Origin of the sequence: Streptomyces sp. R35 (genome assembly GCF_041053035.1) — a bacterium.
GTDB classification, from domain to species: Bacteria; Actinomycetota; Actinomycetes; order Streptomycetales; family Streptomycetaceae; genus Streptomyces; species Streptomyces lutosisoli.
On sequence record NZ_CP163440.1, the window covers coordinates 1,734,993 to 1,756,441 of the forward strand.

Annotated in this window: 22 protein-coding genes, 1 pseudogene and 1 riboswitch; of the genes and pseudogenes, 18 read left to right on the forward strand and 5 right to left on the reverse strand. The window is 71.0% G+C overall.

From position 1 onward, the window contains the following. Nucleotides 1–2 precede the first annotated feature (2 nt). The 3 genes and pseudogenes from AB5J50_RS08235 to AB5J50_RS08245 all read left to right on the forward strand — a co-directional run. On the forward strand, nt 3–308 hold the full coding sequence (locus AB5J50_RS08235) for a hypothetical protein (RefSeq protein WP_369256331.1): 306 nt from the start codon (nt 3–5) through the stop codon (nt 306–308). Between the two features lie 347 nt (nt 309–655). Further along, a riboswitch (cyclic di-AMP (ydaO/yuaA leader) is annotated at nt 656–841 on the forward strand. Between the two features lie 3 nt (nt 842–844). Then, nucleotides 845–1,318 carry a C40 family peptidase gene (locus AB5J50_RS08240; protein ID WP_369256333.1) on the forward strand — a complete coding sequence of 158 codons (474 nt, stop codon included), beginning with the start codon at nt 845–847 and terminating at the stop codon, nt 1,316–1,318. Nucleotides 1,319–1,331: 13 nt separating this feature from the next. After that, nucleotides 1,332–1,602, forward strand: a pseudogene (locus AB5J50_RS08245) (DUF6328 family protein); the annotation flags it as partial. Nucleotides 1,603–1,636: 34 nt separating this feature from the next. Here AB5J50_RS08245 and AB5J50_RS08250 read toward each other — a convergent pair. Continuing rightward, nucleotides 1,637–2,095: an ATP-binding protein gene (locus AB5J50_RS08250; RefSeq protein WP_327427015.1), complete on the reverse strand. Its 459-nt coding sequence runs from the start codon at nt 2,093–2,095 to the stop codon at nt 1,637–1,639. A 212-nt stretch (nt 2,096–2,307) separates the two neighbouring features. Here AB5J50_RS08250 and AB5J50_RS08255 point away from each other — a divergent pair, with 212 nt between their 5' ends. After that, nucleotides 2,308–3,165, forward strand: coding sequence for a helix-turn-helix domain-containing protein (locus AB5J50_RS08255; RefSeq protein ID WP_369256335.1), 858 nt, complete (start codon nt 2,308–2,310; stop codon nt 3,163–3,165). 12 nt (nt 3,166–3,177) lie between these two features. Continuing rightward, nucleotides 3,178–3,402 (forward strand): DUF397 domain-containing protein, encoded by a 225-nt coding sequence (locus tag AB5J50_RS08260; protein WP_327427017.1) that lies wholly within the window; start codon nt 3,178–3,180, stop codon nt 3,400–3,402. Between the two features lie 12 nt (nt 3,403–3,414). Here the strand turns inward: AB5J50_RS08260 and AB5J50_RS08265 are convergent, their stop codons facing one another. Continuing rightward, nucleotides 3,415–4,539 (reverse strand): 8-amino-7-oxononanoate synthase, encoded by a 1,125-nt coding sequence (locus AB5J50_RS08265; RefSeq protein WP_369256337.1) that lies wholly within the window; start codon nt 4,537–4,539, stop codon nt 3,415–3,417. A gap of 160 nt (nt 4,540–4,699) precedes the next feature. Between AB5J50_RS08265 and bioB the strand changes: the two genes are divergently transcribed. From bioB to bioD, 3 genes are read left to right on the forward strand one after another with little or no spacing between them, the layout of a single operon-like run. Next, the gene (gene bioB, locus AB5J50_RS08270) at nt 4,700–5,920 is read left to right on the forward strand and encodes a biotin synthase BioB (protein ID WP_369256339.1); all 1,221 of its coding nucleotides are present in this window, start codon (nt 4,700–4,702) and stop codon (nt 5,918–5,920) included. Continuing rightward, nucleotides 5,913–7,211 (forward strand): adenosylmethionine--8-amino-7-oxononanoate transaminase, encoded by a 1,299-nt coding sequence (locus tag AB5J50_RS08275; RefSeq protein ID WP_369256341.1) that lies wholly within the window; start codon nt 5,913–5,915, stop codon nt 7,209–7,211. The genes bioB and AB5J50_RS08275 overlap by 8 nt, the downstream gene beginning before the upstream one ends. 1 nt (nt 7,212) lies before the next feature. Beyond that, the gene (bioD, locus tag AB5J50_RS08280) at nt 7,213–7,929 is read left to right on the forward strand and encodes a dethiobiotin synthase (protein WP_369256343.1); all 717 of its coding nucleotides are present in this window, start codon (nt 7,213–7,215) and stop codon (nt 7,927–7,929) included. Nucleotides 7,930–8,004: 75 nt separating this feature from the next. Here the strand turns inward: bioD and AB5J50_RS08285 are convergent, their stop codons facing one another. Continuing rightward, the gene (locus AB5J50_RS08285) at nt 8,005–10,095 is read right to left on the reverse strand and encodes a LuxR C-terminal-related transcriptional regulator (RefSeq protein ID WP_369256345.1); all 2,091 of its coding nucleotides are present in this window, start codon (nt 10,093–10,095) and stop codon (nt 8,005–8,007) included. Between the two features lie 243 nt (nt 10,096–10,338). Between AB5J50_RS08285 and AB5J50_RS08290 the strand changes: the two genes are divergently transcribed. Both AB5J50_RS08290 and AB5J50_RS08295 read left to right on the forward strand, forming a co-directional pair. Further along, nucleotides 10,339–11,025 (forward strand): esterase/lipase family protein, encoded by a 687-nt coding sequence (locus AB5J50_RS08290; protein WP_369256347.1) that lies wholly within the window; start codon nt 10,339–10,341, stop codon nt 11,023–11,025. A 79-nt stretch (nt 11,026–11,104) separates the two neighbouring features. Beyond that, nucleotides 11,105–11,791 (forward strand): class I SAM-dependent methyltransferase, encoded by a 687-nt coding sequence (locus AB5J50_RS08295; RefSeq protein ID WP_369265333.1) that lies wholly within the window; start codon nt 11,105–11,107, stop codon nt 11,789–11,791. Here AB5J50_RS08295 and AB5J50_RS08300 read toward each other — a convergent pair whose 3' ends face one another. Both AB5J50_RS08300 and AB5J50_RS08305 read right to left on the reverse strand, forming a co-directional pair. Further along, complete coding sequence (locus AB5J50_RS08300) at nt 11,792–12,166, reverse strand: fic family toxin-antitoxin system, toxin component (protein ID WP_327427024.1); 375 nt, start codon at nt 12,164–12,166, stop codon at nt 11,792–11,794. A gap of 4 nt (nt 12,167–12,170) precedes the next feature. Next, on the reverse strand, nt 12,171–12,410 hold the full coding sequence (locus tag AB5J50_RS08305; protein WP_369256349.1) for a toxin-antitoxin system HicB family antitoxin: 240 nt from the start codon (nt 12,408–12,410) through the stop codon (nt 12,171–12,173). Between the two features lie 218 nt (nt 12,411–12,628). Between AB5J50_RS08305 and AB5J50_RS08310 the strand changes: the two genes are divergently transcribed. The 8 genes from AB5J50_RS08310 (at nt 12,629) to AB5J50_RS08345 (ending at nt 21,423) form a co-directional block, all read left to right on the forward strand. Continuing rightward, on the forward strand, nt 12,629–13,540 hold the full coding sequence (locus AB5J50_RS08310; protein ID WP_369256351.1) for an ABC transporter ATP-binding protein: 912 nt from the start codon (nt 12,629–12,631) through the stop codon (nt 13,538–13,540). A gap of 7 nt (nt 13,541–13,547) precedes the next feature. Further along, nucleotides 13,548–16,115: an ABC transporter permease gene (locus tag AB5J50_RS08315; RefSeq protein ID WP_369256353.1), complete on the forward strand. Its 2,568-nt coding sequence runs from the start codon at nt 13,548–13,550 to the stop codon at nt 16,113–16,115. 80 nt (nt 16,116–16,195) lie between these two features. Beyond that, complete coding sequence (locus AB5J50_RS08320; protein ID WP_369256355.1) at nt 16,196–17,122, forward strand: LLM class F420-dependent oxidoreductase; 927 nt, start codon at nt 16,196–16,198, stop codon at nt 17,120–17,122. Nucleotides 17,123–17,200: 78 nt separating this feature from the next. Next, nucleotides 17,201–17,626, forward strand: a complete 426-nt coding sequence (locus AB5J50_RS08325) for a GNAT family N-acetyltransferase (RefSeq protein WP_369256357.1) — start codon at nt 17,201–17,203, stop codon at nt 17,624–17,626. A 160-nt stretch (nt 17,627–17,786) separates the two neighbouring features. Beyond that, entirely contained in the window at nt 17,787–19,130 is a 1,344-nt protein-coding gene (locus AB5J50_RS08330) for a hemolysin family protein (RefSeq protein WP_369256359.1), read from the forward strand. Continuing rightward, complete coding sequence (locus AB5J50_RS08335; RefSeq protein ID WP_369256361.1) at nt 19,127–20,140, forward strand: hemolysin family protein; 1,014 nt, start codon at nt 19,127–19,129, stop codon at nt 20,138–20,140. Before AB5J50_RS08330 ends, AB5J50_RS08335 begins: the two co-directional genes overlap by 4 nt. 102 nt (nt 20,141–20,242) lie before the next feature. After that, entirely contained in the window at nt 20,243–21,025 is a 783-nt protein-coding gene (locus AB5J50_RS08340; protein ID WP_369256363.1) for an SGNH/GDSL hydrolase family protein, read from the forward strand. A gap of 59 nt (nt 21,026–21,084) precedes the next feature. Continuing rightward, complete coding sequence (locus AB5J50_RS08345) at nt 21,085–21,423, forward strand: DUF4326 domain-containing protein (RefSeq protein WP_369256365.1); 339 nt, start codon at nt 21,085–21,087, stop codon at nt 21,421–21,423. Nucleotides 21,424–21,449 lie beyond the last annotated feature (26 nt).

Below are 21,449 nucleotides of genomic sequence, written 5' to 3' on the forward strand. Positions count from 1 at the left end.
CGATGGTCCCCGAACTGCCCCCGCTGCCCGCGCTGACGCGCGCCGAGGCCGAGTTGATCGACCGTTACCTCGACGTGGTCGATCTGCTCGGACGCATCAACCCGGCCCGCCCCGGGGACACCTACCGCGGCCTGCGGGCCGCTCAGGCGCTGGTCGGCAAGGCGACGGCGCTGCGTGACGCCCTCACGCTGATGCATCAGCGGGGTGAGAGCGAGGTGCACGCGCCGACCCTGGCACAGGCCCTGCGCGTCCTCGACGGGGAGCGGCGGGCGGCCCGGGTCACCCTGCCGCCCGACTCCCACAGTTGACGCAGGCGCACCCGGGCCGCGGCACGCGCCGAGCCGGCGAAGCGTCCGGCCCGGGTTTCAAACGGACCAAATGGTGTACCCCCCGATGGAGTAGACGCTGCTCCTTCCTGGAGCGCGGAGAAGTTGCGCAACGCGCGTAGCGGAAAGGCGGAACGAGACGTTCCAATGCAGGTACGGGCGTGGTCGGCTTCCTCAACACCCCCTCGAACGGAGGGGTGTCCACCCGAACGGGTGAGTGGTGAGTAACCCCACAAATCACCGGTTCCACTCGGTTTTTCGGACACTCATGCGTGAAGATCCCTTCCGACGACAAGCCCCCGCCACAACGGCGGGGCGGTCCGGGCGGACGCCGAGTCCTGCCGCTGCCCGGATGTCCGGTCGACAGAAGTGCATCGGCAGGAGTGGAGGACCCAGCACGACGGGCCGCCGGAGAGATCCGGACGGTCCTTGGGGTGAAGCCGCGTAAGCGGCCGGGCTACTTCGCCAGCCCGAATCCGACAGGTCATCCTTCACAGGCGGCTGACGAAGGGTTGCGCATGACTGCGCTCAATCGTGTCCCGTCGCTGTGGACCAGGGCCGGTACGGCCTCGGCTCTCACCATTGCCGCCGTGGGCGGCAGCCTCGTGGTCCCGGGCGTCGCGCCCGACGCCGCGGCGGCCACTCCTGCGACGAAGGCACTTCAGGTCGCGGCTTCCAAGAAGGGCTCCCCGTACCAGTGGGGCGCCACGGGGCCGCGCCGTTTCGACTGCTCCGGGTTCACGCTCTACTCGTACAAGAAGGCGGGCAAGGAGCTGCCTCGTACGGCCGCGGCGCAGTACAACAAGACGCACCATGTCTCCGCCACGCACCGCAAGGCCGGAGACCTCGTGTTCTTCCACTCGGGCCGGAGCGTGTACCACGTCGGCATCTATGCCGGGAAGGGAAAGATCTGGCACTCCCCGAAGACCGGGGAGGTCGTGAAGCTCCAGAAGATCTGGACGAAGAGCGTCTGGTACGGCCGCGTCAGCTGACCCGCCCGAGGGGGTGACGGCGCACACCGCCGTCACCCCCTCGGGGCGTGAACGCGCCGGCCACAACTTCAGCGAGCTGCTCCAGGAGCCGCGCCTCAGCCAGACCGGCGGTGCGGATCCGCTTCGCCTTCCTGCTTCCCCTGGCCTTCACCCAGCGCTTCCCCTCGCCCGACACCGTGCGGCGCGCCGCCCACGTCACCACGCCGCTGCTCTCGATGCCGGTCGCCGCCCTGTTCACGGCCTCCGCCGCGCTGCACCGTTCCCTGTTCCGGCAGAACGTCGAGCGGAGTCGTACGGACACGACAACTGAGCCGCCTCCTACGGCTCTTGAGGTCCCCCGGCCGCCACCGGCTGGACCGATGCCGTCCACGGCAGTTCGATGGAAACCGTCTTGCCGCCTTCCCTGGTGGGCCGGACGGCGAGTCTGCCGCCGCATTCCGCGGTCAGCCAGCGGATGATCACCATGCCGCGGCCGTTGTCCTGTTGGACGGCTGCGGGCAGCCGTTTCGGAAAGCGCGGGTGGCTGTCGGTGACGCCGAGGCGCAGGTGTTCGTCTCGGTCGAGCCGGACGTCCACCGTGAAGGTGGGCGACTGCCCGAAAGTGTGCTGGACGGCGTTGGTTGCTAGTTCGGACACGATCAGGCGTACGGTGTCCGCGACTTCGGAGTCGCACGGCAGGCCCCATTCGGCCAGCACATCGGCGACGAATTTCCGGGCCGCGGAAACCGAGGCGGGATCGCTCGGCAGAGTGACGGATGCTTCCTGGTGATCTGCCATGGCGACGTCGTCCCTTTCCCACGGGACCGGAGTCCGACACGGAGCGGATGGTTCGAGTACGGTCCCGGACTGGTGCTTCGCGCCAGACTGCCATTACCGGGCCGGTCACGGGTGCGATCCACCAAGATATGCATATATCTGTCGCTCGAAGCGGTGAACTCTGCGACCCCAGACCGTATTTGGGCGGCTCGTAAGGAGTAAGGAGTACGGCCATGCAGCACGGTCCCGCGGTACGCCGCCGCAAGCTCGGTGCCGAACTGCGCGCGCTGCGCGCCGATGCGGGCCTCACCAGTGGTGAGGCGGCCCGCCGCTTGGGCTGGCACCAGTCGAAAGTGAGCCGGATCGAGACCGGCACCAGCGGGGTGAAGCCCTCGGACGTAGCACGGCTGCTGGACGCGTACGCCGTCGAGGACCCCGACTTACGAGATCTCCTGGTCGTGCTGGCGGGCTCCGAGGGCAACGGGCGGCACCACTGGTGGCACGCCTATCGCGGGGTGCTGCCGTCGACGTACCGCGACTTCATCAGCCTGGAGTCGCAGGCCAGCGGGATGCGCACGCTGGAGACCTCCGTCGTGCCGGGGCTGCTGCAGACGCCCGAGTACGCCCGGGCGGTGACGCGGGCCGCCGTGGACGGGCTGGAGGACGACAAGCTGGACGCGCTCGTCGAGGTGCGCCTCGCCCGCCAGGACGTGCTGCGTTCGAATCCACCGCTGGAACTGAGCGCCGTTCTGGACGAAGCGGTGTTACGGCGTGAGGTCGGCGGACCGGAGGTCATGGCACGGCAGCTGGAGCGTCTGCGAGAGGCCGCCGCCCTGCCTCAAGTGCGGCTTCAGGTCCTGCCGTTCGCCGCCGGAGCACACATCGGAGTCACAGGGCCTTTCGTTATCTTCTCATTTCCGAACACAACTGATCTGGATGTGGTTGTTCTCGACCACTTGACGAGTAGCCTCTACCTCGAACGGAAAGAAGACCTGCAGGCCTACAGCGAAGCTTTCAACGCCCTTCAGTTCCACGCCCTTTCGCCCGAGGACTCGTTGGACTACATCGCCGGGATAGGTGACGGCGCGTAAGGAGGCACCCCCATGTCTGCACTGCCTCGGTACGTACCATCCAGTACTTCGCTGCACGACGTGCGATGGCTGCGCAGCAGCCGCAGCACGGGAATGAACAACTGCGTCGAGACAGCACGCCCCGGCCCGGGACCCTGGGCCGAACTGGTGGCCGTGCGCGATTCCAAGAACACGGCGGGACCCGCCCTGCTCTTCGCCCCTGCCGCCTGGGAGGGATTCATCGCCGGACTGAGCTGACCGCCGCCACACTCACCGCTGCTGGCTGATCACGCGTACGGCGTGCTCGATCTGCGCGTCGGTGAGGTCCGCGCGGGCGGTCAGCCTCAGCCGCGAGATGCCGTCGGGCACCGACGGGGGACGGAAGCAGCCGACGGCGAGTCCCGCCTCACGGCAGCCGGCCGCCCACCGCACGGCCCGCTCGGGGGACGGCGCGCGCACGGAGACGACGGCGGCGTCCGGTCGTACCGCTTCGAGGCCCTCGGCCGTAAGGCGGGTGTGCAGCGCCGTCGCCACCGCGCGCGCCCGTGCGGCACGCTCCGGCTCGCGGCGCAGCAGCCTGAGCGCCGCCAGGGCCGCGCCCGCCGCCGCGGGCGCGAGACCGGTGTCGAAGATGAAGGTGCGCGCCGCGTTGACCAGGTGGTCGATGACCGGAGCGGGGCCGAGGACGGCGCCGCCCTGGCTGCCGAACGACTTGGAGAGCGTGACGGTCACGACGACGTCCGGGGCGCCCGCGAGCCCCGCCGCGTGCGGCGCGCCCCTGCCACCGTCGCCCAGCACGCCGAGTCCGTGCGCGTCGTCGACGATCAGTCCTGCCCCGTACTCCCGGCAGGCGACGGCCAGTTCGGCCAGCGGCGCCGCGTCCCCGTCCACCGAGAAGACCGTGTCGGACACGGCGACGGCGGGCCCCTCGTGGGTGCCGAGCGCCTTGCGTACGGCGTCGGGGTCGGCGTGCGCGACAACCTGGGTCGTGCCGCGGGCCAGCCGGCAGCCGTCGATCAGCGAGGCGTGGTTGCCCGCGTCCGAGACGACGAGCGAGCCGTGCGGCGCGAGCGCGGTGACGGCGGCGAGATTGGCCGCGTATCCGGAGGAGAAGACGAGCGCGGACTCGAAGCCGCAGAAGTCGGCCAGCTCGCGTTCCAGTTCGCCGTGCAGTTCAGTGGTGCCCGTGACGAGCCGGGAGCCGGTCGCGCCGCCGCCCCACCGGCGCGCGGCCTGAGCCGCTGCCCCGGTGATCTCCGGATGACGGGCGAGACCGAGGTAGTCGTTGCTCGCGAGATCGAGGAGCGGCGAGTCGGCGGGGCGCGGGCGCAGAGTGCGGACGAGTCCGGCCCGGCGACGCGCCTCAGCCTGCTCGTCGATCCAGCCGAACGCCATGTGTCCTCCGGGCCGTGGTGACGGGTGTTTTGTAGGCAGTGCACAGACCCTAGCGGCCGGGCCAGCCGGGCAGGATGTGGCAATACCCACACGTCGAACCGTGTCTCTTGTGCAAAGTCTCCTTGGCCGGGAGCGGTCGCATAGGCAAGGATCGGATCTCATGGACCTGCTGAACACGCTGGTGGACAAGGGGCTTCGGCGCGAGCTGCCGACCCGCGACGAGGCGCTGGCCGTACTGGCCACCTCCGACGACGACGTGCTCGACGTGGTGGCCGCGGCCGGCAAGGTACGCCGGCACTGGTTCGGCCGACGGGTGAAACTGAACTATCTCGTCAACCTGAAGTCGGGCCTGTGCCCCGAGGACTGCTCGTACTGTTCGCAGCGGCTCGGCTCCAAGGCCGAGATCCTGAAGTACACCTGGCTCAAGCCGGACGAGGCCTCGCAGGCCGCGGCGGCCGGGCTCGCCGGGGGCGCCAAGCGGGTCTGCCTGGTGGCCAGCGGCCGCGGTCCGACGGACCGTGACGTGGCCCGGGTGTCCGACACCATCAAGGCGATCAAGGACCAGAACGAGAACGTCGAGGTGTGCGCCTGCCTCGGCCTGCTCTCCGACGGCCAGGCCGAGCGGCTGCGCGAGGCGGGCGCGGACGCGTACAACCACAACCTCAACACGTCCGAGGGGACGTACGGGGACATTACGACCACGCACACGTACGCTGACCGGGTGGACACGGTCGAGAAGGCACACGCGGCGGGTCTGTCCGCCTGCTCGGGTCTGATCGCGGGCATGGGCGAGTCGGACGAGGACCTGGTCGACGTCGTCTACTCGCTCCGCGAGCTCGACCCCGACTCCGTCCCGGTGAACTTCCTGATCCCCTTCGAGGGCACCCCGCTCGCCAAGGAGTGGAACCTCACCCCGCAGCGCTGTCTGCGCATCCTCGCGATGGTCCGTTTCGTCTGCCCGGACGTCGAGGTCCGCATCGCGGGCGGCCGCGAGGTCCATCTGCGCACCATGCAGCCGCTGGCCCTGAACCTGGCCAACTCGATCTTCCTCGGCGACTACCTCACCAGTGAGGGCCAGGCCGGCAAGGCGGACCTCGACATGATCGCGGACGCCGGCTTCGAGGTGGAGGGCGCGGGCGAGGTGACGCTGCCCGAGCACCGAGTTCCGGTGGGCGGGGGCTGCGGCTCGCACGCGGAGGCCGGGTGCGGCTCGCACGAGGGTGCGGGATGCGGATCCCACGCGGGGGGCGGTGTGTGCGGTTCAGCTTCGGTGGCCGCCTCGGCTGCTGCGGCTCCCGCGGAGAAGCCCTCCGACGCGCGCACCGACCTCGTCGCCGTACGCCGCCGAGGTGCCGGAACGGATCTCGCGCCCAATGCCTGAGCCGTCCGGGCTGTCGGTGCCTGAGCTGCTCGACCTCGACCGACGGCACGTCTGGCATCCGTACGGCCCCATGCCCGGCCGCCAGGAGCCGCTCGTCGTGGAGTCGGCGAGCGGCGTACGTCTGAAGCTGCGCACGGCGGACGGAGCCGGGGACGAGGTCGTGGACGGCATGTCGTCCTGGTGGTCGGCCATCCACGGCTACAACCACCCGGTGCTCAACGACGCGGCGCGCGGCCAGCTGGAGCGCATGAGCCATGTGATGTTCGGCGGGCTCACGCACGAGCCCGCCGTTCAGCTGGCGAAGCGTCTTGTCGACATGTCACCCGCCGGGCTGGAGCATGTCTTCCTCGCCGACTCCGGCTCGGTCTCCGTCGAGGTCGCCGTCAAGATGTGCCTCCAGCACTGGCGCTCGCTCGGCCGACCCGGCAAGCAGCGGCTCCTGACCTGGCGCGGCGGCTACCACGGCGACACCTGGCAGCCGATGTCGGTGTGCGACCCCGAGGGCGGGATGCACGAGCTGTGGCAGGGCGTGCTGCAACGGCAGGTGTTCGCCGACGCGCCGCCGGCCGCGTACGAGGAGTCGTACGCCGATCAGCTGCGCGAGCTGATCGAGCGGCACGCCGACGAACTGGCCGCGGTGATCGTGGAGCCGGTGGTGCAGGGCGCGGGCGGGATGCGGTTCCACTCCCCCGACTACCTGCGGGTGCTGCGCGAGGCGTGCGACGCGCACGACGTGCTGCTGGTCTTCGACGAGATCGCGACCGGCTTCGGCCGCACGGGCGCGCTGTTCGCGGCGGACCACGCGGGCGTGACGCCGGACGTGATGTGCGTGGGCAAGGCGCTGACCGGCGGCTATATGACGATGGCGGCGACGCTGTGCACCTCGCGTGTGGCCGACGGCATCTCGCGCGGCGAGGTCCCGGTCCTCGCTCACGGCCCGACCTTCATGGGCAACCCGCTCGCCGCCGCGGTGGCCTGCGCCTCGATCGACCTGCTGCTCGGCCAGGACTGGCAGGCCGAGGTCAAGCGCATCGAGGCAGGGCTGCGGGAAGGACTGGCGGAGGCCGCGTCCCTGCCCGGTGTCCGGGACGTACGCGTTCTCGGCGCCATCGGTGTCGTCCAGCTCGACCACGAGGTGGACATGAAGGCGGCAACGGCGGCCGCCGTGCGCGAGGGCGTGTGGCTGCGGCCGTTCCGCGACCTCGTCTACACGATGCCGCCGTACGTCACGGGCGACACGGACGTCGCACGGATCGCGCGCGCGGTGTGCGCGGCGGCGCGGGAGGGATGACATGCCGGTACTGGTGATCACAGGGACGGGCACGGAGGTCGGCAAGACGGTCACGACCGCCGCCGTCGCCGCGGTGGCTGTCGCCGCCGGGCGGTCCGTGGCCGTGCTCAAGCCCGCACAGACCGGTGTACGTCCGGACGAGCGCGGTGACGCCGACGAGGTGGCCCGGCTCGCGGGCTCCGTCACCACGCTCGAACTCGCCCGCTATCCTGAGCCGTTGGCCCCCGCGACGGCTGCCCGCCGAGCGGGTATGCCGGCCGTGCGCCCGCAGCAGGTGGCCGAGGCCGCGGCCAAGCTCGCCACCGAGCACGACCTGGTACTGGTCGAGGGCGCGGGCGGCCTGCTCGTACGCTTCGACGACGAGGGCGGCACACTGGCGGACGCGGCGCGGCTCCTCGACGCGCCCGTACTGGTGGTCGCGTCGGCGGGCCTGGGCACGCTGAACACGACGGAACTGACGGCCCATGAACTACGGTTCCGGGGGCTGGACTTCGTCGGCGTAGTCATCGGCAGCTGGCCCAACGAGGCGGACCTGGCGTCCCGCTGCAACCTCGCGGACCTCCCGGAGGTGTCCGCCGCCCCCCTGCTCGGCGCGGTGCCGTCGGGCGCGGGTGCCTACACCCCGGCCGACTTCCGCGCAGGATCACCGAGTTGGCTCGCACCCCAACTGGGCGGCACCTGGAACGCGAACACGTTCACTTCGGCACAGGCAGTCTGAGCGCCCCGTAAGGGGCGCGGGGAGCTGCGCGAGCAACCCCCACCGACCCGCAGCCGGCCAACAACCGGAGAGCGCTCACCCCTCCCCCAGCAACCTGACCAACTCGATCCGCGACCGAATCCCCAACCGCGCGAAAACTCCCCGCAGATGGTGGTCAATGGTCCGCGGACTCAACGCGAGCCGAGCCGCGATCTCCCGGTTGGTCGCCCCGTCCGCAGCCATCCGCGCCACCATCAACTGCTGCGCGGTCAACAGTCCCGCCAGATCACCGGCGCCCCCCGCGGGCCCGGCCGGCTCCCCCAGCACCCGAAGTTCGCCGCGCGCCTCCGCGGCCCACCGCGGCGACCCGAAGTACTCAAACGCTTCGAGCGCGCTGTGCAGCCGGTCACGCGCCTCCGTACGGCGCCGCAGCCGCCGTAGCGCCCCGCCGAACAGCAGCTCCGTACGGGCGCGTTCGAAGTCGCGCGTTCCGGAGGCGTGCAGGTCGAGGGCGGTGCGGTAGTACTCCACGGCCTCGTCACCACCCGCGAGGAGGGCGTCGCAGCGCGCGCTGAGGGCCAGTTCGTCCGCGCTGCGCATGGTGCGCGCCCAGTGGTCGTAGTCGGCGTGGGCGGCCCGGGCGACCCGGGTGTCGCCGGTGCGGACGGCGGCCTCGACGTAGAGCGGGGTCGCGAGGTGCCGGATGGCCCGGTGTCCGTGGCCGGGGCCGAACCCGGCGAGGGCGCGCAGCCGGGCCGCGGAGGCGGCGAAGCGGCCGGCGCCGAGGTCGAGGAGGGCGAGCGCGAACAGGGCCAGCGCGGCGGGGAGGCCTAGCCCGCGCTCCAGGGCGTAGGAGCGGGCGGCCTCGGCGCGCTCCCGGCAGACGTCCTCGTCGCCGGTGATGGCGGCGAACATGGCGAGGGCGGCCTGGAGATGACAGGCCCCGTTGTCCTGACCGGTGGCGTACGCCTGGTGCAGTGCCTCCAGGGCGGCGGCCTCGGCGGCCCGCGGGCGCCCGGTCCAGAAGTCGGCGTAGGCACGGAACTCCATCGCCTGCGGCACGGTGGCCGACTCTCCCCTGGCCTTGGCCGCGGCGGCTGCCCGGACGGTCGCGGTGGCGGCTCCGGTGTGGTCGCCGAGCAGCAGGGCCGCGATCCCGGAGTGGATCAGCAGGGTGGGGTCGCCGCCGGGTCCGCACCGTCCGGCGGCGGCCTTCAGCACGTCGCGCGCGTCGTCGTAGCGGCCCTCGAAGGCGGCGGCGAGGCCGCCCAGTGTGCCCGGAGGCACGATCCCGAGCCGGTCGGCGACGGCGGCCGCCTCCCGGCAGCGCCGCAAGTCGCCGGTGTAGATGGCAGCTTCGGTGGCCCGGGCGAGGAGGTGGGCGGGGGCGTCGGGGGCATGGGACGCCCCCGCGTCGCCGCTCGCGTACCGCACCGCGGCCGTGAGCAGCGCGTCGAACGCCTCGGTCGCGTCGCCCGCGCGCAGGGCGAGCAGGCCGCTCAGGGCCTCGTCGTGGGTGTATACGGCGAGGCGGCGGGCTCGGTCGCCGTCGCCGGACCGCCAGGCGTCGGCGGCGGCGCGGGACAGCAGCCGGCTCCGCTCCTGCGGGTCGGGCGACAGCGTGGCGGCGCGTTCGACGAGGGCACAGGCCAGGGCGTGTTCGCCCGCGCCGCGCGCCGTGTGTGCGGCGGCGCGGAGTTCCGCCGCGAGCCGTCGGCTGGGGCCGAGCGCGGCGGCACCCCGGTGCCAGGACCGCCGGGGTGACTCGCCCTCTCCGCGCAGGACGCGGGCGAGCAGTTGATGGACGGCGCGCCGGTCCGTCGCGGAGGCGGTCTCGTAGGCGGCGATCCGGGTCCAGTGATCGCGGAAGACGAGTCCGCCGGCGGTGGTGTGGGCGAGCCCGGCCACATCGGCGACGTCGAGCGGCCGCGTGTCGAGCCGGGCCGCGGTGACGGCGCGCAGGAAGGCGTGGGTGGCGACCGGGTACTGGTCGGCCGCCGCGAGGAGCAGCAGGAGGCGGGTGCCGTCGGGCAGGGCGCGGACTTCCTGCCGGCTGCTGCGCAGGAGCGCCGGTGGCTGCGCGGGAAGCGGGTCCAGGCCCGCGCGTTGACGCTCGGTCAGCACCGAGGCGAGCTCGGCGGCAGCACGGGCGTCTCCGTGGGCGGCGCGCAGGATCCGTACGCGCACACCCTCCGGGAGTCCTTCGGGGCGTTGTTGTACGCCTTCAGGAAGTGGGGTGCCGACACGCTGCCACGCGCGCGGGAGCTGCGGTGGCGAAGCGTGCGGGAGAGGCGGGGGGTTCACCGAAGTCACCACACGTAAGACGTTACTGGCGAGTTAACTGGCAAGTAAAGACCGGCGATTTCACCGATGCGGCGCGCGTAGACCCGCCTGACACTCCAGGCAACCCCACCCGTTCCAGGAGGCACCATGCAACGCCGCATGCGCCGTATGGCCACGTTCTTCTCCGCCGTGGCCGCCGCGCTCCTTCTGTCGCTCTCCCTGTCCGCCGCGCCCGCCCAGGCCGCCACCCACAACCCCGTGGTCTTCGTGCACGGCCTCAGTAGTTCGTCGAGCAGCTGGGACGACTGGATCGCCGACTTCGAGGCGGACGGCTACTCCTCTTCCGAGCTGTTCGCCTGGTCGTACGACTGGTCGCAGTCGAACGTGACCACCGCCCAGCAACTGGCCACCGAGGTCAAGAGCGTGCTCGCGCAGACCGGTGCCTCGAAGGTCGACCTGGTCGTGCACTCCATGGGCGCGCTCAGCGCGCGCTACTACCTCAAGAACCTCGGCGGGACGTCGTACGTCGACGACTTCGTCTCCTCCGCGGGGGTGAACCACGGGACGACCGTCGCCTCGTGGTGCAAGTGGCTGTATACATCCTGCGCCGAGATGTACACCGGCAGCTCGTTCCTGACATCACTGAACTCCGGTGACGAGACACCGGGCAGCGTCACCTACGCCAGCTACTGGTCGAACTGCGACGACGCGCTCACCCCGGACACCACCGCGATCCTGTCCGGCGCCACCAATGTGGAGGTCGGCTGCATCTCGCACACCGACATGAACAACGATTACGGCGTCTACGAACAGGTGCGCGACTTCATCGCCTGACGCGCGACGCGTGCGGCGGGCGTCCTGGGGGGACAATCACGGTAAGGCCCGTCCTCCCGGGAGGTCCGCCATGCCGCTCATGCCGCTCGGATCAGCCGCCTCCGGCAAGGTGACGCGGGACACCGTGCACCATCCGCTGTTCGCCCGCTACTACGCCCGCATCAGCGTGACCGCCGAGACCCGGTGGGGCGTGGGCGACGTACGCGAGCGACTGCTCGCCGGGCTGTCCGGGCGGGTCATCGAGATCGGCGCGGGCAACGGTCTTAACTTCGCGCACTATCCGAGCACCGTCTCGGAGGTCGTCGCCATCGAACCCGAGCGGCTGCTGCGGCAGTTGGCGGTGGAGGCCGCCCTCCGCTCCGGCGTCCCCGTCGACGTGGTGCCGGGCGCGGCGGAGGCCCTGCCGGTCAAGAGCGAGGCGTTCGACGCGGCCGTGGTCTCGCTGGTCCTGTGCAGCGTCCGCGATGTGCCGCGCGCCCTCGCCGAACTGCGGCGCGTGCTGCGACCCGGCGGCACCCTGCGGTTCTTCGAGCACGGCAAGGGCGGCGGGCGCGCGATGACGTACACGCAGCGCGGCCTGGACCGCACCGTGTGGCCGCGGCTGAACGGCGGCTGCCATCTGTCCCGCGACCCGATCGCCGCACTGCGTGACGCCGGGTTCGAACTCGGCCCGTACCGGCGGATGCTGATGCCGGAGAAGGGGCCTCGGCTGCCCACCTCGTACTGCGTACTGGGCACCGCGCGCCGCCCCGAGGCCGACACGTAGTCACAGACTCCACTGCCGCAGGACGTGAGCGATGTCCTGCACCGTGGCCTCGCCGCCCTTCACCAGGCGGGCGAGTTCGCGCACCTGCTCGGGGGAGGTGACGACCTTGAGGCCGCTGGCGACGAGATAGGCGTACGCGACGGCCGAGGCGAACATCGCGTTGGAGCGTTCGAGCGCCGGTACGTGCAACAGGAGCTGGAGCAGCGCGGCGGCGCGGGCGTGCGGGCTGTCGTAGACGGGAATGCCGAATATCTCCGCCTCGTGCCGGCTGACGGCGGCGACGAGGGCTCCCCAGTCGGTGACCTGGGGATCTCCGGGCGTGTTCCGTTCGGCGATCATGAGGAGCCAGGCAAGGTCGACTCTGAGACTGCTCAAGGGATCAACGACGACCTTCGCGCGCGCCTTCTCGGTCCGCGCCGAATTCCTCGGCGAAGACGTTCTCGTACTGCTTCATGAAATCGGCGGCGGCCTCCACGAAGGTGTGGCCCACCTCCCCTGTGTCCTGTCTGACCAGCTCTTCGATGTAGCGGTTCACACTCATCCCGCGCTCCAGGGCTCGCTCGCGGGCGGCGCGGGCCGTGCCCTCGTCCACCCGTACGTTCAGCTGAGTCTTCGCCATGCTTTCAAGCTAGCGCCGGATTGCTAGCACCGACAAGAGGACCCCGGTGGATGCGAGGGTGGAGAGCGCCGGTGGAGAGTGCCCCTTACACGGGTATCGGGGGCACGACCTGGGACGGAGACCGGCCGACACCTCGGGGGGATACCAACTGTGCCCCGGATCACATTAGGCTCGGCCGGGACAAGGGAGTCGGGACGTCCATGACCAAGGAGGCGGCCTTGTCCACACCTGCTGCGGAGCACGCCGTCGGCCGCGCGGAGGCGGACGGAATCGCCGCCCGCGCCCGCGGTCTGACGAAGGCGTACGGCTCGGGCGAGACGGCGGTGCTCGCCCTCGACTCGGTCGACGTGGACATCGCGCGTGGCCGCTTCACCGCGGTCATGGGCCCGTCGGGCTCGGGAAAATCCACCCTCATGCACTGTCTGGCGGGACTCGACACCGTCTCGGCCGGACAGGTGTGGCTGGGCGACACCGAGATCACCGGACTGAAGGACCGCGAGCTGACCCAGCTGCGGCGGGACCGGATCGGCTTCATGTTCCAGTCGTTCAACCTGATCCCGACGCTGAACGCGGCCGAGAACATCACACTGCCCATGGACATCGCGGGCCAGAAACCCGACCAGAAGTGGCTGGACCAGGTCATCGACACGCTCGGTCTGCGCGACCGACTCAAGCACCGGCCCTCGCAGCTGTCCGGCGGCCAGCAGCAGCGCGTCGCCTGCGCCCGGGCGCTCGCCTCGCGCCCCGAGCTGATCTTCGCCGACGAGCCGACCGGCAACCTCGACTCCCGCGCGGGGCTCGAAGTCCTGGGCTTCCTGCGCGAGGCGGTCGACACGCTGAGCCAGACCGTCGTCATGGTCACGCACGATCCCGGCGCGGCCGCCCACTCCGACCTGGTGCTCTTCCTCGGGGACGGGCGAATCGTGGACGAGATGGAGCGGCCCACGGCGGAGGCGGTGCTGGAGAGAATGCGCCTCTTTTCCGGGGGACACCCCCAGACCCCCGGGTTCGACACCATCCGGGTGACCTTCGACGGTGCGGGCGGCCCGGGTGAGGCGGCTTCCGACAGCGCGTCCGGTGCCGTATCGCCCGACGGCGGCGCCGGCGACATCATCCTCGACAAGGACTGAGGCGGTCGTGCTCAAAGCGACTCTGCGGAGCTTTCTCGCGCACAAGGGGCGGCTCCTGCTCTCGGCGCTGGCCGTCGTGCTCTCGGTGGCGTTCGTCGCGGGCAGTCTCATCTTCTCGGACACAGTGACGCGCACCTTCGACCGGCTGTTCGCCTCCACCGCGGCCGATGTGACGGTGGAGCCGAAGAACGACCTCACCTCGCAGATCCCGACCGGCGCCACCCAGACCGTACCCGCCGCGCTCGCGGACCGGCTGACGAAGGTCGACGGCGTCGCCGCCACCCATGTGGACGTGGATGTCGAGAACGCCACGGTCGTGGACAGCGAGCACCACTCGGTCGGACCGACGACGGGCGCGCCGACCATCGTCACCAACTGGGAGGTCACCAAACGCAGTCCGGTCAAGCTGACCTCCGGGCACGAGCCGCAGGGAGACGGCGAGGCACTCCTGGACGCGGACACCGCCAAGAAGAAGCACGTCCGTATCGGTGACACCCTGACGGTGCAGGCGCAGCCCGGCCAGTTCACAGTGCGGATCGTCGGCATCGCCACCTTCACCACCACCAACCCCGGCGCCGCGCTGATCTTCCTCGACACCCCGACCGCACAGACCAGACTGCTGGGCAGCCCGGACGCCGCCACGAGTATTTCCGTGGACGCGGCGCCGGGTGTCAGCGATGCCCAGCTCAAGCAGCGCATCGCCGCCGAACTCAACACGAAGACCTACGACTTGAAGACGGCCTCCGAGCAGGCCAAGTCCGCCGCCGCCCAGCTCGGCGGATTCCTCGACGTGATCAAGTACGTGATGCTCGGCTTCGCCGGGATCGCCGTGCTCGTCGGCGTCTTCCTCATCGTCAACACCTTCTCGATGCTCATCGCCCAACGCACGCGAGAACTGGGCCTGTTGCGGGCGCTCGGCGCCGACCGGCGCCAGGTGCGCCGCTCCGTGCTGACCGAGGCGCTGCTGCTCGGCCTGGTCGGTTCCACGCTGGGACTCGCCGCGGGAATCGGGCTCGCGGTGGGGCTGATCAAGCTCATGACCGCGTTCGGCATGAACCTCAAGTCCACCGAGATGGTGATCGGCTGGGGGACACCCGTCTCCGCGTACGTCGTCGGGGTCGGCGTCACCTTCGTGGCGGCGTACCTCCCGGCCAGGCGCGCGGCGGGCGTCTCCCCCATGGCGGCCCTCGCGGACGCCGAAGTCGCCGGTGTGGGACGGCCGTTGCGGGTGCGCGCCGTGGTGGGCTCGGTCGTCGGCGCGGCCGGCGTCGCCGCGCTCGCGGGGTGCGTGGCCTCGTCGAAGACATCGACGGCCGCCTCCCTGCTGGGACTTGGGGTCGTCCTGACGCTCATCGCGACGGTGATCGCGGGGCCGCTCCTGGTCAGGCCGGTGATCCGGGTCCTGGGCGGGGCCTTCCCCGCACTCTTCGGCTCGGTCGGCCGGATGAGCCAGCGCAACGCGCTGCGCAATCCACGGCGCACGGGCGCCACCGCGGCCGCCCTGATGGTGGGACTCGCCCTGGTCGGCGGGATGTCCGTGGCCAGCGCGTCCATGAGCAAGTCCTTCGACCAGCAGATCGACAAGACGCTGGGCGCCGACTTCGTGATCCAGAACAGCAACTTCGTGCCGTTCACCCAGGAGCTCACCGACAAGGTGCGCGGCACGGAGGGCGCCGGACTCGTGGTCCGCCAGCGGTTCACGCCGGTCGCCGTGCGACTGCCGGACGGCAAGAGGATCGAGACGACCGCCGCCGCCTACGATCCACGGCTCGACGAGGTCGCCCACATCACGTATGCCCAGGGGGACACGGCGGCGGCGCTCGCCGACGGGCACATCGCCATGGACGTGAAGTTCGCGCGGAAGCACGGCGTGCGCCTCGGCAGCACGATCCCCGTCGAATTCCCCGCCGGGCGGAAGACCGAGCTGACCGTGGGGGCGCTCAGCGATCAGGACGCCGCCGAGGGCTTCGGCATGCAGGGCGGCCTGTACTTCGGCTTCGGCACGATCGAGAAGTACCTGCCCGGCGGACAGGACTCCGCGCTGTATGTGAACGCCGCCTCGGGCACCAGCGCCGACCAGTTGCGCGCGCAGCTGAAGAAGACGCTGGACCCGTATCCGCAGGTGCAAGCCCTTGACCAGGCCGACTACAAGAAGCTGATCCACGATCAGATCGCCGTGCTGCTCTACCTCGTGTACGCACTGCTCGGGCTCGCGATCGTCATCGCGGTGCTCGGCGTCGTGAACACCCTCGCCCTGTCGGTCGTCGAGCGCACGAGGGAGATCGGGCTGCTGCGCGCCATCGGGCTCGCCCGGCGGCAGCTGCGCCGGATGATCCGTCTGGAGTCGGTGGTGATCGCCGTGTTCGGCGCGGTCCTCGGCCTGGCGCTGGGGTTGGTCTGGGGCGTGTGTGTGCAGCAAGTGCTGGCGCTGCAAGGCATGAAGGCGTTCGCCATCCCCTGGACGACGCTCATCGCGGTCGTGGTCGGTTCGGCGGTCGTGGGCATCGTGGCGGCGCTGCTGCCGGCGTTGCGTGCATCCCGCATGAATGTGCTGGCGGCGATCGCGCACGAGTGATGTACTCGCGCCAGGTCCGCCGATGCACTCGCGCCCTGTCCGCCCCTCGCGCGCAAGTCGCTGGTGAATAAGGAGAGTTCATGCCGCAGCCCTCACGTCCCTTCCGTTTCGGCGTCAACATGCTCACCCCCGCGCCGGCCGACGAGTGGCGTGCGAAGTGCCGCCGGGCCGAGGAGCTCGGCTACGACGTGATCACCGTGGCCGACCATCTCGGCATGCCCGCCCCGTTCCCCGCCCTGGTCGCCGCCGCCGAGGCGACCGAGCGGCCCCGCCTCGGCACGTTCGTGCTCAACGCGGGCTTCTGGAACCCCGCGCTGCTGGCCCGCGAGGTGGCCACCACGGACGCCCTGACGGGCGGCCGCCTCGAACTCGGCCTGGGCACCGGCTACGTACAGGCGGAGCACGAGACGGCGGGTCTGCCCTGGGGTTCGCCACGCGAGCGGGTCGACCATCTCCGGCGTACGGTCGAGGAGTTGGAGCGGCTGCTCGGCTCGGACGAACTCCCCCACTCTCGACTGCGCTCGAGCGGGGGGACCCCCATGCCGCAAGCTGTACAGCGGCCTCGGGTGCCGTTGCTGATCGGCGCCAACAGCGACCGGATGCTGCGGCTCACCGCCGAGCACGCGGACGTCGCCGCGTTCACCGGCGCTCGCACTCTGGACAGCGGCACACTGGCACCGATCGCCCCCGAGGAACTCGACCAACGCATCGCCCTGTACCGGGAGTTCGCCGCCGGACGCAAGGAGCCCGCCGAGCTCAACCTGCTGATCCAGATCGTCCTCGTCACCGACGACCCCGGTGCCGCCATCCAGCCATGGCTGCCCCGCATTCCCCACCTGACCGAACAACAGGTCCTGGAGCTGCCCATCGTCCTGGCGGGGACGTTGGAGCAGATCGTGGAGCAGCTGCGGGCGCGGCGGGAGCGGTACGGAATCTCGTATCTGACCGTCCTGGAACCGAACATGGAGACGTTCGCTCCCGTCGTCGAGGCACTGCGCGGCGAGTGACCGTCGGCCTCCCGCCGCGATGGCGTCCGGATCGTGGAATTCCGTGTCGCCATCCGGATCGAGTGATGGGATCGGCACATGAATGACCTGCGCATACGGGCCGCGACGCCCGACGACCTCGACACCGTGCTGGCTTTCTGGAAGGTGGCCGCCGAGGGCACGAGCATCAGTGACGACCGGAACGGCGTGGAGCGGCTCGTCGCCCGCGATCCCGAGGCGCTGATCCTCGCGGAGCACGACGGCGAGCTGGTGGGCACGGTGATCGCCGGCTTCGACGGCTGGCGGTGCCATCTCTACCGGCTCGCGGTCCACCCCGGGCGGCGGCGCCTCGGCATCGGCTCGGCGCTCCTCGCCGCCGCCGAGGAACGTTTCGTAACGCTGGGAGGGCGTCGCGGGGATGCGATGGTGCTCCAGCGCAACGAGACCGCGCAGCACGCGTGGCAGGCCGCCGGGTACGCGCCCGAGGAGCAGTGGCGCCGCTGGGTGAAGCCGCTCACCGACTAGGGCCCGCAACCTACAAGAACCCTTTGCCGACCCTTTACTATTGGAGGATCATTCGATCCTCCAATGAAAGGTGTGAGCGTCCACCCATGGGCGAGCCTCCCAGTACCCGACATCGCGCGATCCCCCCGCCCCTGGCCGATCATGGGACGGAGGTGACCCGATGACCGAAGTGCTCCTCCTCCTGGTGGCGGTTCTGCTCTCACTGGCCTGCGGCGGCTTCGTCGCGGCGGAGTTCTCGCTGACCACGGTCGAGCGCAGCGAGCTGGAGCGCGCCGTGGAACGCGGTGAGCGCGGTGCGGCGGGCGCTCTCAAGGCCGTACGGAATCTGACCTTCCAGCTCTCCGGGGCCCAGCTCGGCATCACCGTCACCAACCTTGTCGTCGGCATGCTCTCCGAGGCGTCCATCGCCAAGCTGATCGCCGGCCCGCTGGAGTCGATCGGCGTCTCCCCCTCGGCGTCGCGGTCGGTGGGGCTGGTCATCGGTACGGGCCTGTCGACGGTGTTCCTGATGGTGGTCGGCGAGCTCGTGCCCAAGAACTGGGCGATCTCCTCACCCCTCGCCGTGGCCAAACACGTGGCCGCGCCGCAGCGCTGGTTCAGCGCCTCGTTCCGCCCGTTCATCACGCATCTCAACAACACGGCGAACCATGTCGTACGCCGCTTCGGCCTGGAACCCGCCGAGGAGCTGGCCTCCGCGCGCGGTCCCCAGGAACTGGTGGCCCTCGCCCGGCACTCCGCCAAGGAGGGCGCCCTGGAGGCGGACACCGCCGAGCTCTTCGTACGCACACTGAACCTCGCCGACCTGAGCGCCGAGAACGTGATGACCCCGCGCGTGCAGGTCATCGCGCTGGACGTCCAGGCGACCTGCGAGGACGTGGCGAACGCGACGCGGGCCACCGGACTGTCCCGTTTCCCGGTCTACCGCGGCAATCTCGACTCGGTCGTCGGCGTCGCCCACATCAAGGACGTGCTGACCGTGGCCGCCGAGCGCCGGGCCCAGACATCCGTCGCCCAGATCCTGCGCGAGCCGCTGCTCGTCCCGGAGTCCCTGACCGTCGACCGGCTGCTCGACCGGCTGGCCGGCAAGCGCACGATGGCCGTGGTCATCGACGAGTACGGCGGTACGGCCGGGGTCGCCACCCTGGAGGACATCGTCGAGGAGGTCGTCGGCGAGGTGCGGGACGAGCACGACCCGCACGAGACGCCCGACCTGGCCCCGGTCGGCACGGACGACGAGGGCCGCGCGCTGTACTCGGCCGACGGGTCGGCCCGCACCGACCAGCTTGCACGCGTCGGGCTGCGGGTGCCCGACGGACCGTACGAGACGCTGGCCGGTCTCATGGCGACCGAGCTCGGCCGCATTCCCGCCGTCGGGGACACCGTCGAGGCCGCCGGATGGCGGCTCGACGTGGTGGACGCCTCGGGGCGGCGGGCCGCGCGGGTGCTGCTGCACGCGCCGCGTGAGGACGAGCAGCCGCGCGACGAGGGGAAGAGGGCGCGATGACCGCCGTACAACTGCTGATCGGCCTCGCGACCCTGGTCGTGAACGCCTTCTTCGTGGGCGCCGAGTTCGCGCTGATCTCGGTGCGCCGCAGCCAGATAGAGCCGCACGCCGAGCAGGGCGACCGGCGGGCGCGCAGCGTGCTGTGGGGTCTGGAGCACGTGTCCGCGCTGCTGGCGGCCGCGCAGCTGGGCATCACCCTGTGCACCCTGGTCCTCGGCATCGTGGCCGAGCCCGCGATCGCGCACCTTCTGGAGCCGGTGTTCCACGCGGTGGGCATCTCGCAGAACGCGGGCCACGCGGTCTCGTTCGTCATCGCGCTCACCCTGGCGACGTATCTGCACATGCTGCTCGGCGAGATGGTGCCGAAGAACATCGCCCTCGCGGAGCCGGTGCGTACCGCGCTGCTGCTCGGCCCGCCGCTGGTCGCGCTCTCGCGCGCGCTGCGTCCGGTCATCTTCACGATCAACGCCTTCGCGAGCGGGCTGCTCAAGCTGCTCAAGGTCGATGTGAAGGACGAGGTCGCGGCGACCTTCACGGACGACGAACTGGCCCGGCTGGTGAAGGACTCCGGCGCCGCCGGGCTCATCGACGTCCGCGCCCAGGAACGGCTGCACGACGCGCTGGAGCTGGGCCGCCGGCCCGTGCAGGACGTCGTCCTGCCGCTCGAAAGCGTCGTCTACGCGCGCGTGGGCGTCACTCCTGACGAGCTGGAGCGGCTGTCCGCCGAGGCCGGCTTCTCGCGCTTCCCCGTCGTCGACGACGGCCGCCGGATCGTCGGCTATCTGCACGTCAAGGACGCGCTCGACGCCATGCCGCGCGACGTGCCGTTCCGGGTGGAGGACATGCGGCCCATCGCCCGCGTCCGGGAGAGCACTCCACTGGACGACGTGCTGACGGCGATGCGGCGCAGCCGTACGCATCTGGCGGCCGTCATGGGCAGCGACGGGCGGCTGGCGGGGCTCGTGACGATGGAGGACGTGCTGAGGGAGCTGTTCGGGCAGCCGGTGTGAGGAACCTGGGGTTGGCGGTCGGCCTGAGTCGGCCGGCCGCCGGCCGGAGTCGGTGGCCCGACCGACCGACGAGTATGTGTGCGGGTTACCATCTTTTCCGCCATGCAGACGAATGCCACCTACACCAGTCTTGTCGCGGTCGGCGACTCCTTCACCGAGGGCATGTCGGACCTGTTGCCCGACGGCTCGTACCGCGGCTGGGCCGATCTCCTCGCGGGCCGGATGGCCGCGCGGACACCCGGATTCCGGTACGCCAACCTCGCGGTGCGCGGCAAGCTCATCGGGCAGATCGTCGACGAGCAGGTGGACGTGGCGGCCGCGATGCGGCCCGACGTGATCACGCTGGTCGGCGGGCTCAACGACACGCTGCGGCCCAAGGTCGACATGGGACGCGTCCGCGGTCTCCTCGAAGAGGCCGTGGAGCGGCTGGCCCCCGCCTGCGAGCAGCTCGTCCTGATGCGCAGCCCGGGCCGCAACGGCCCGGTGCTCGAACGCTTCAGGCCCCGCATGGAGGAGCTCTTCACCGTCGTCGACGCCCTCGCGGAGCGGCACGGCGCGCTCGTGGTCGACCTGTACGGAGCGCCCTCGCTCGCCGACCCCCGTCTGTGGGACGTGGACCGGCTGCACCTGACGCCGGAGGGGCACCGTCGCGTCGCCGAGGCGGTATGGCAGACGCTCGGCTACGAACCGCAGGACGCGGAGTGGCGTACGCCGATCGCGGCCACGGCGCCGCCCGGCTGGGTCGCCCGCCGGACCGCCGACGCCCGGTTCGCCAAGCAGCACCTGCTGCCGTGGATCGGACGGCGGCTGACGGGCCGCTCGTCGGGTGACGGGCTCCCGGCCAAGCGGCCGGAACTGCTGCCGTACGAGGGGCCCGTGGGGTAGGCACGACGACTGGGAGGGCTGGTGGGGTAGACAGGAGACCTCGGGCTGAAGGGAGCCGCATGCCCACCACCGTGATCAACCTCAAGGGCCGCATCCACGACTTCGGCCCCCGGCTGGAGAGCGCGCCCGCGGACCTCGTCTACATCGGCCGCCGCTGGACCATGGGCCACTGGGATCTCCCGCAGCACGCGCTCTACAACCCGTTCGCCTACGACACGCCCACCAAGAAACGCGACGGCACCCGCGCCGAGGTCATGGCCAAGTACCGGGCGTATCTCCTCGAACGCCCCGAGCTGCTCGCCCAGGTGCCCGCCCTGCGCGGCAGGACGCTGGCGTGCTGGTGCGCGCCCGAGCTGTGTCACGGCGACATCCTGGCGGAGCTGGCCGACGCCTCGTAGGTCTCCCCCGCAGGGGTCACCCCCGT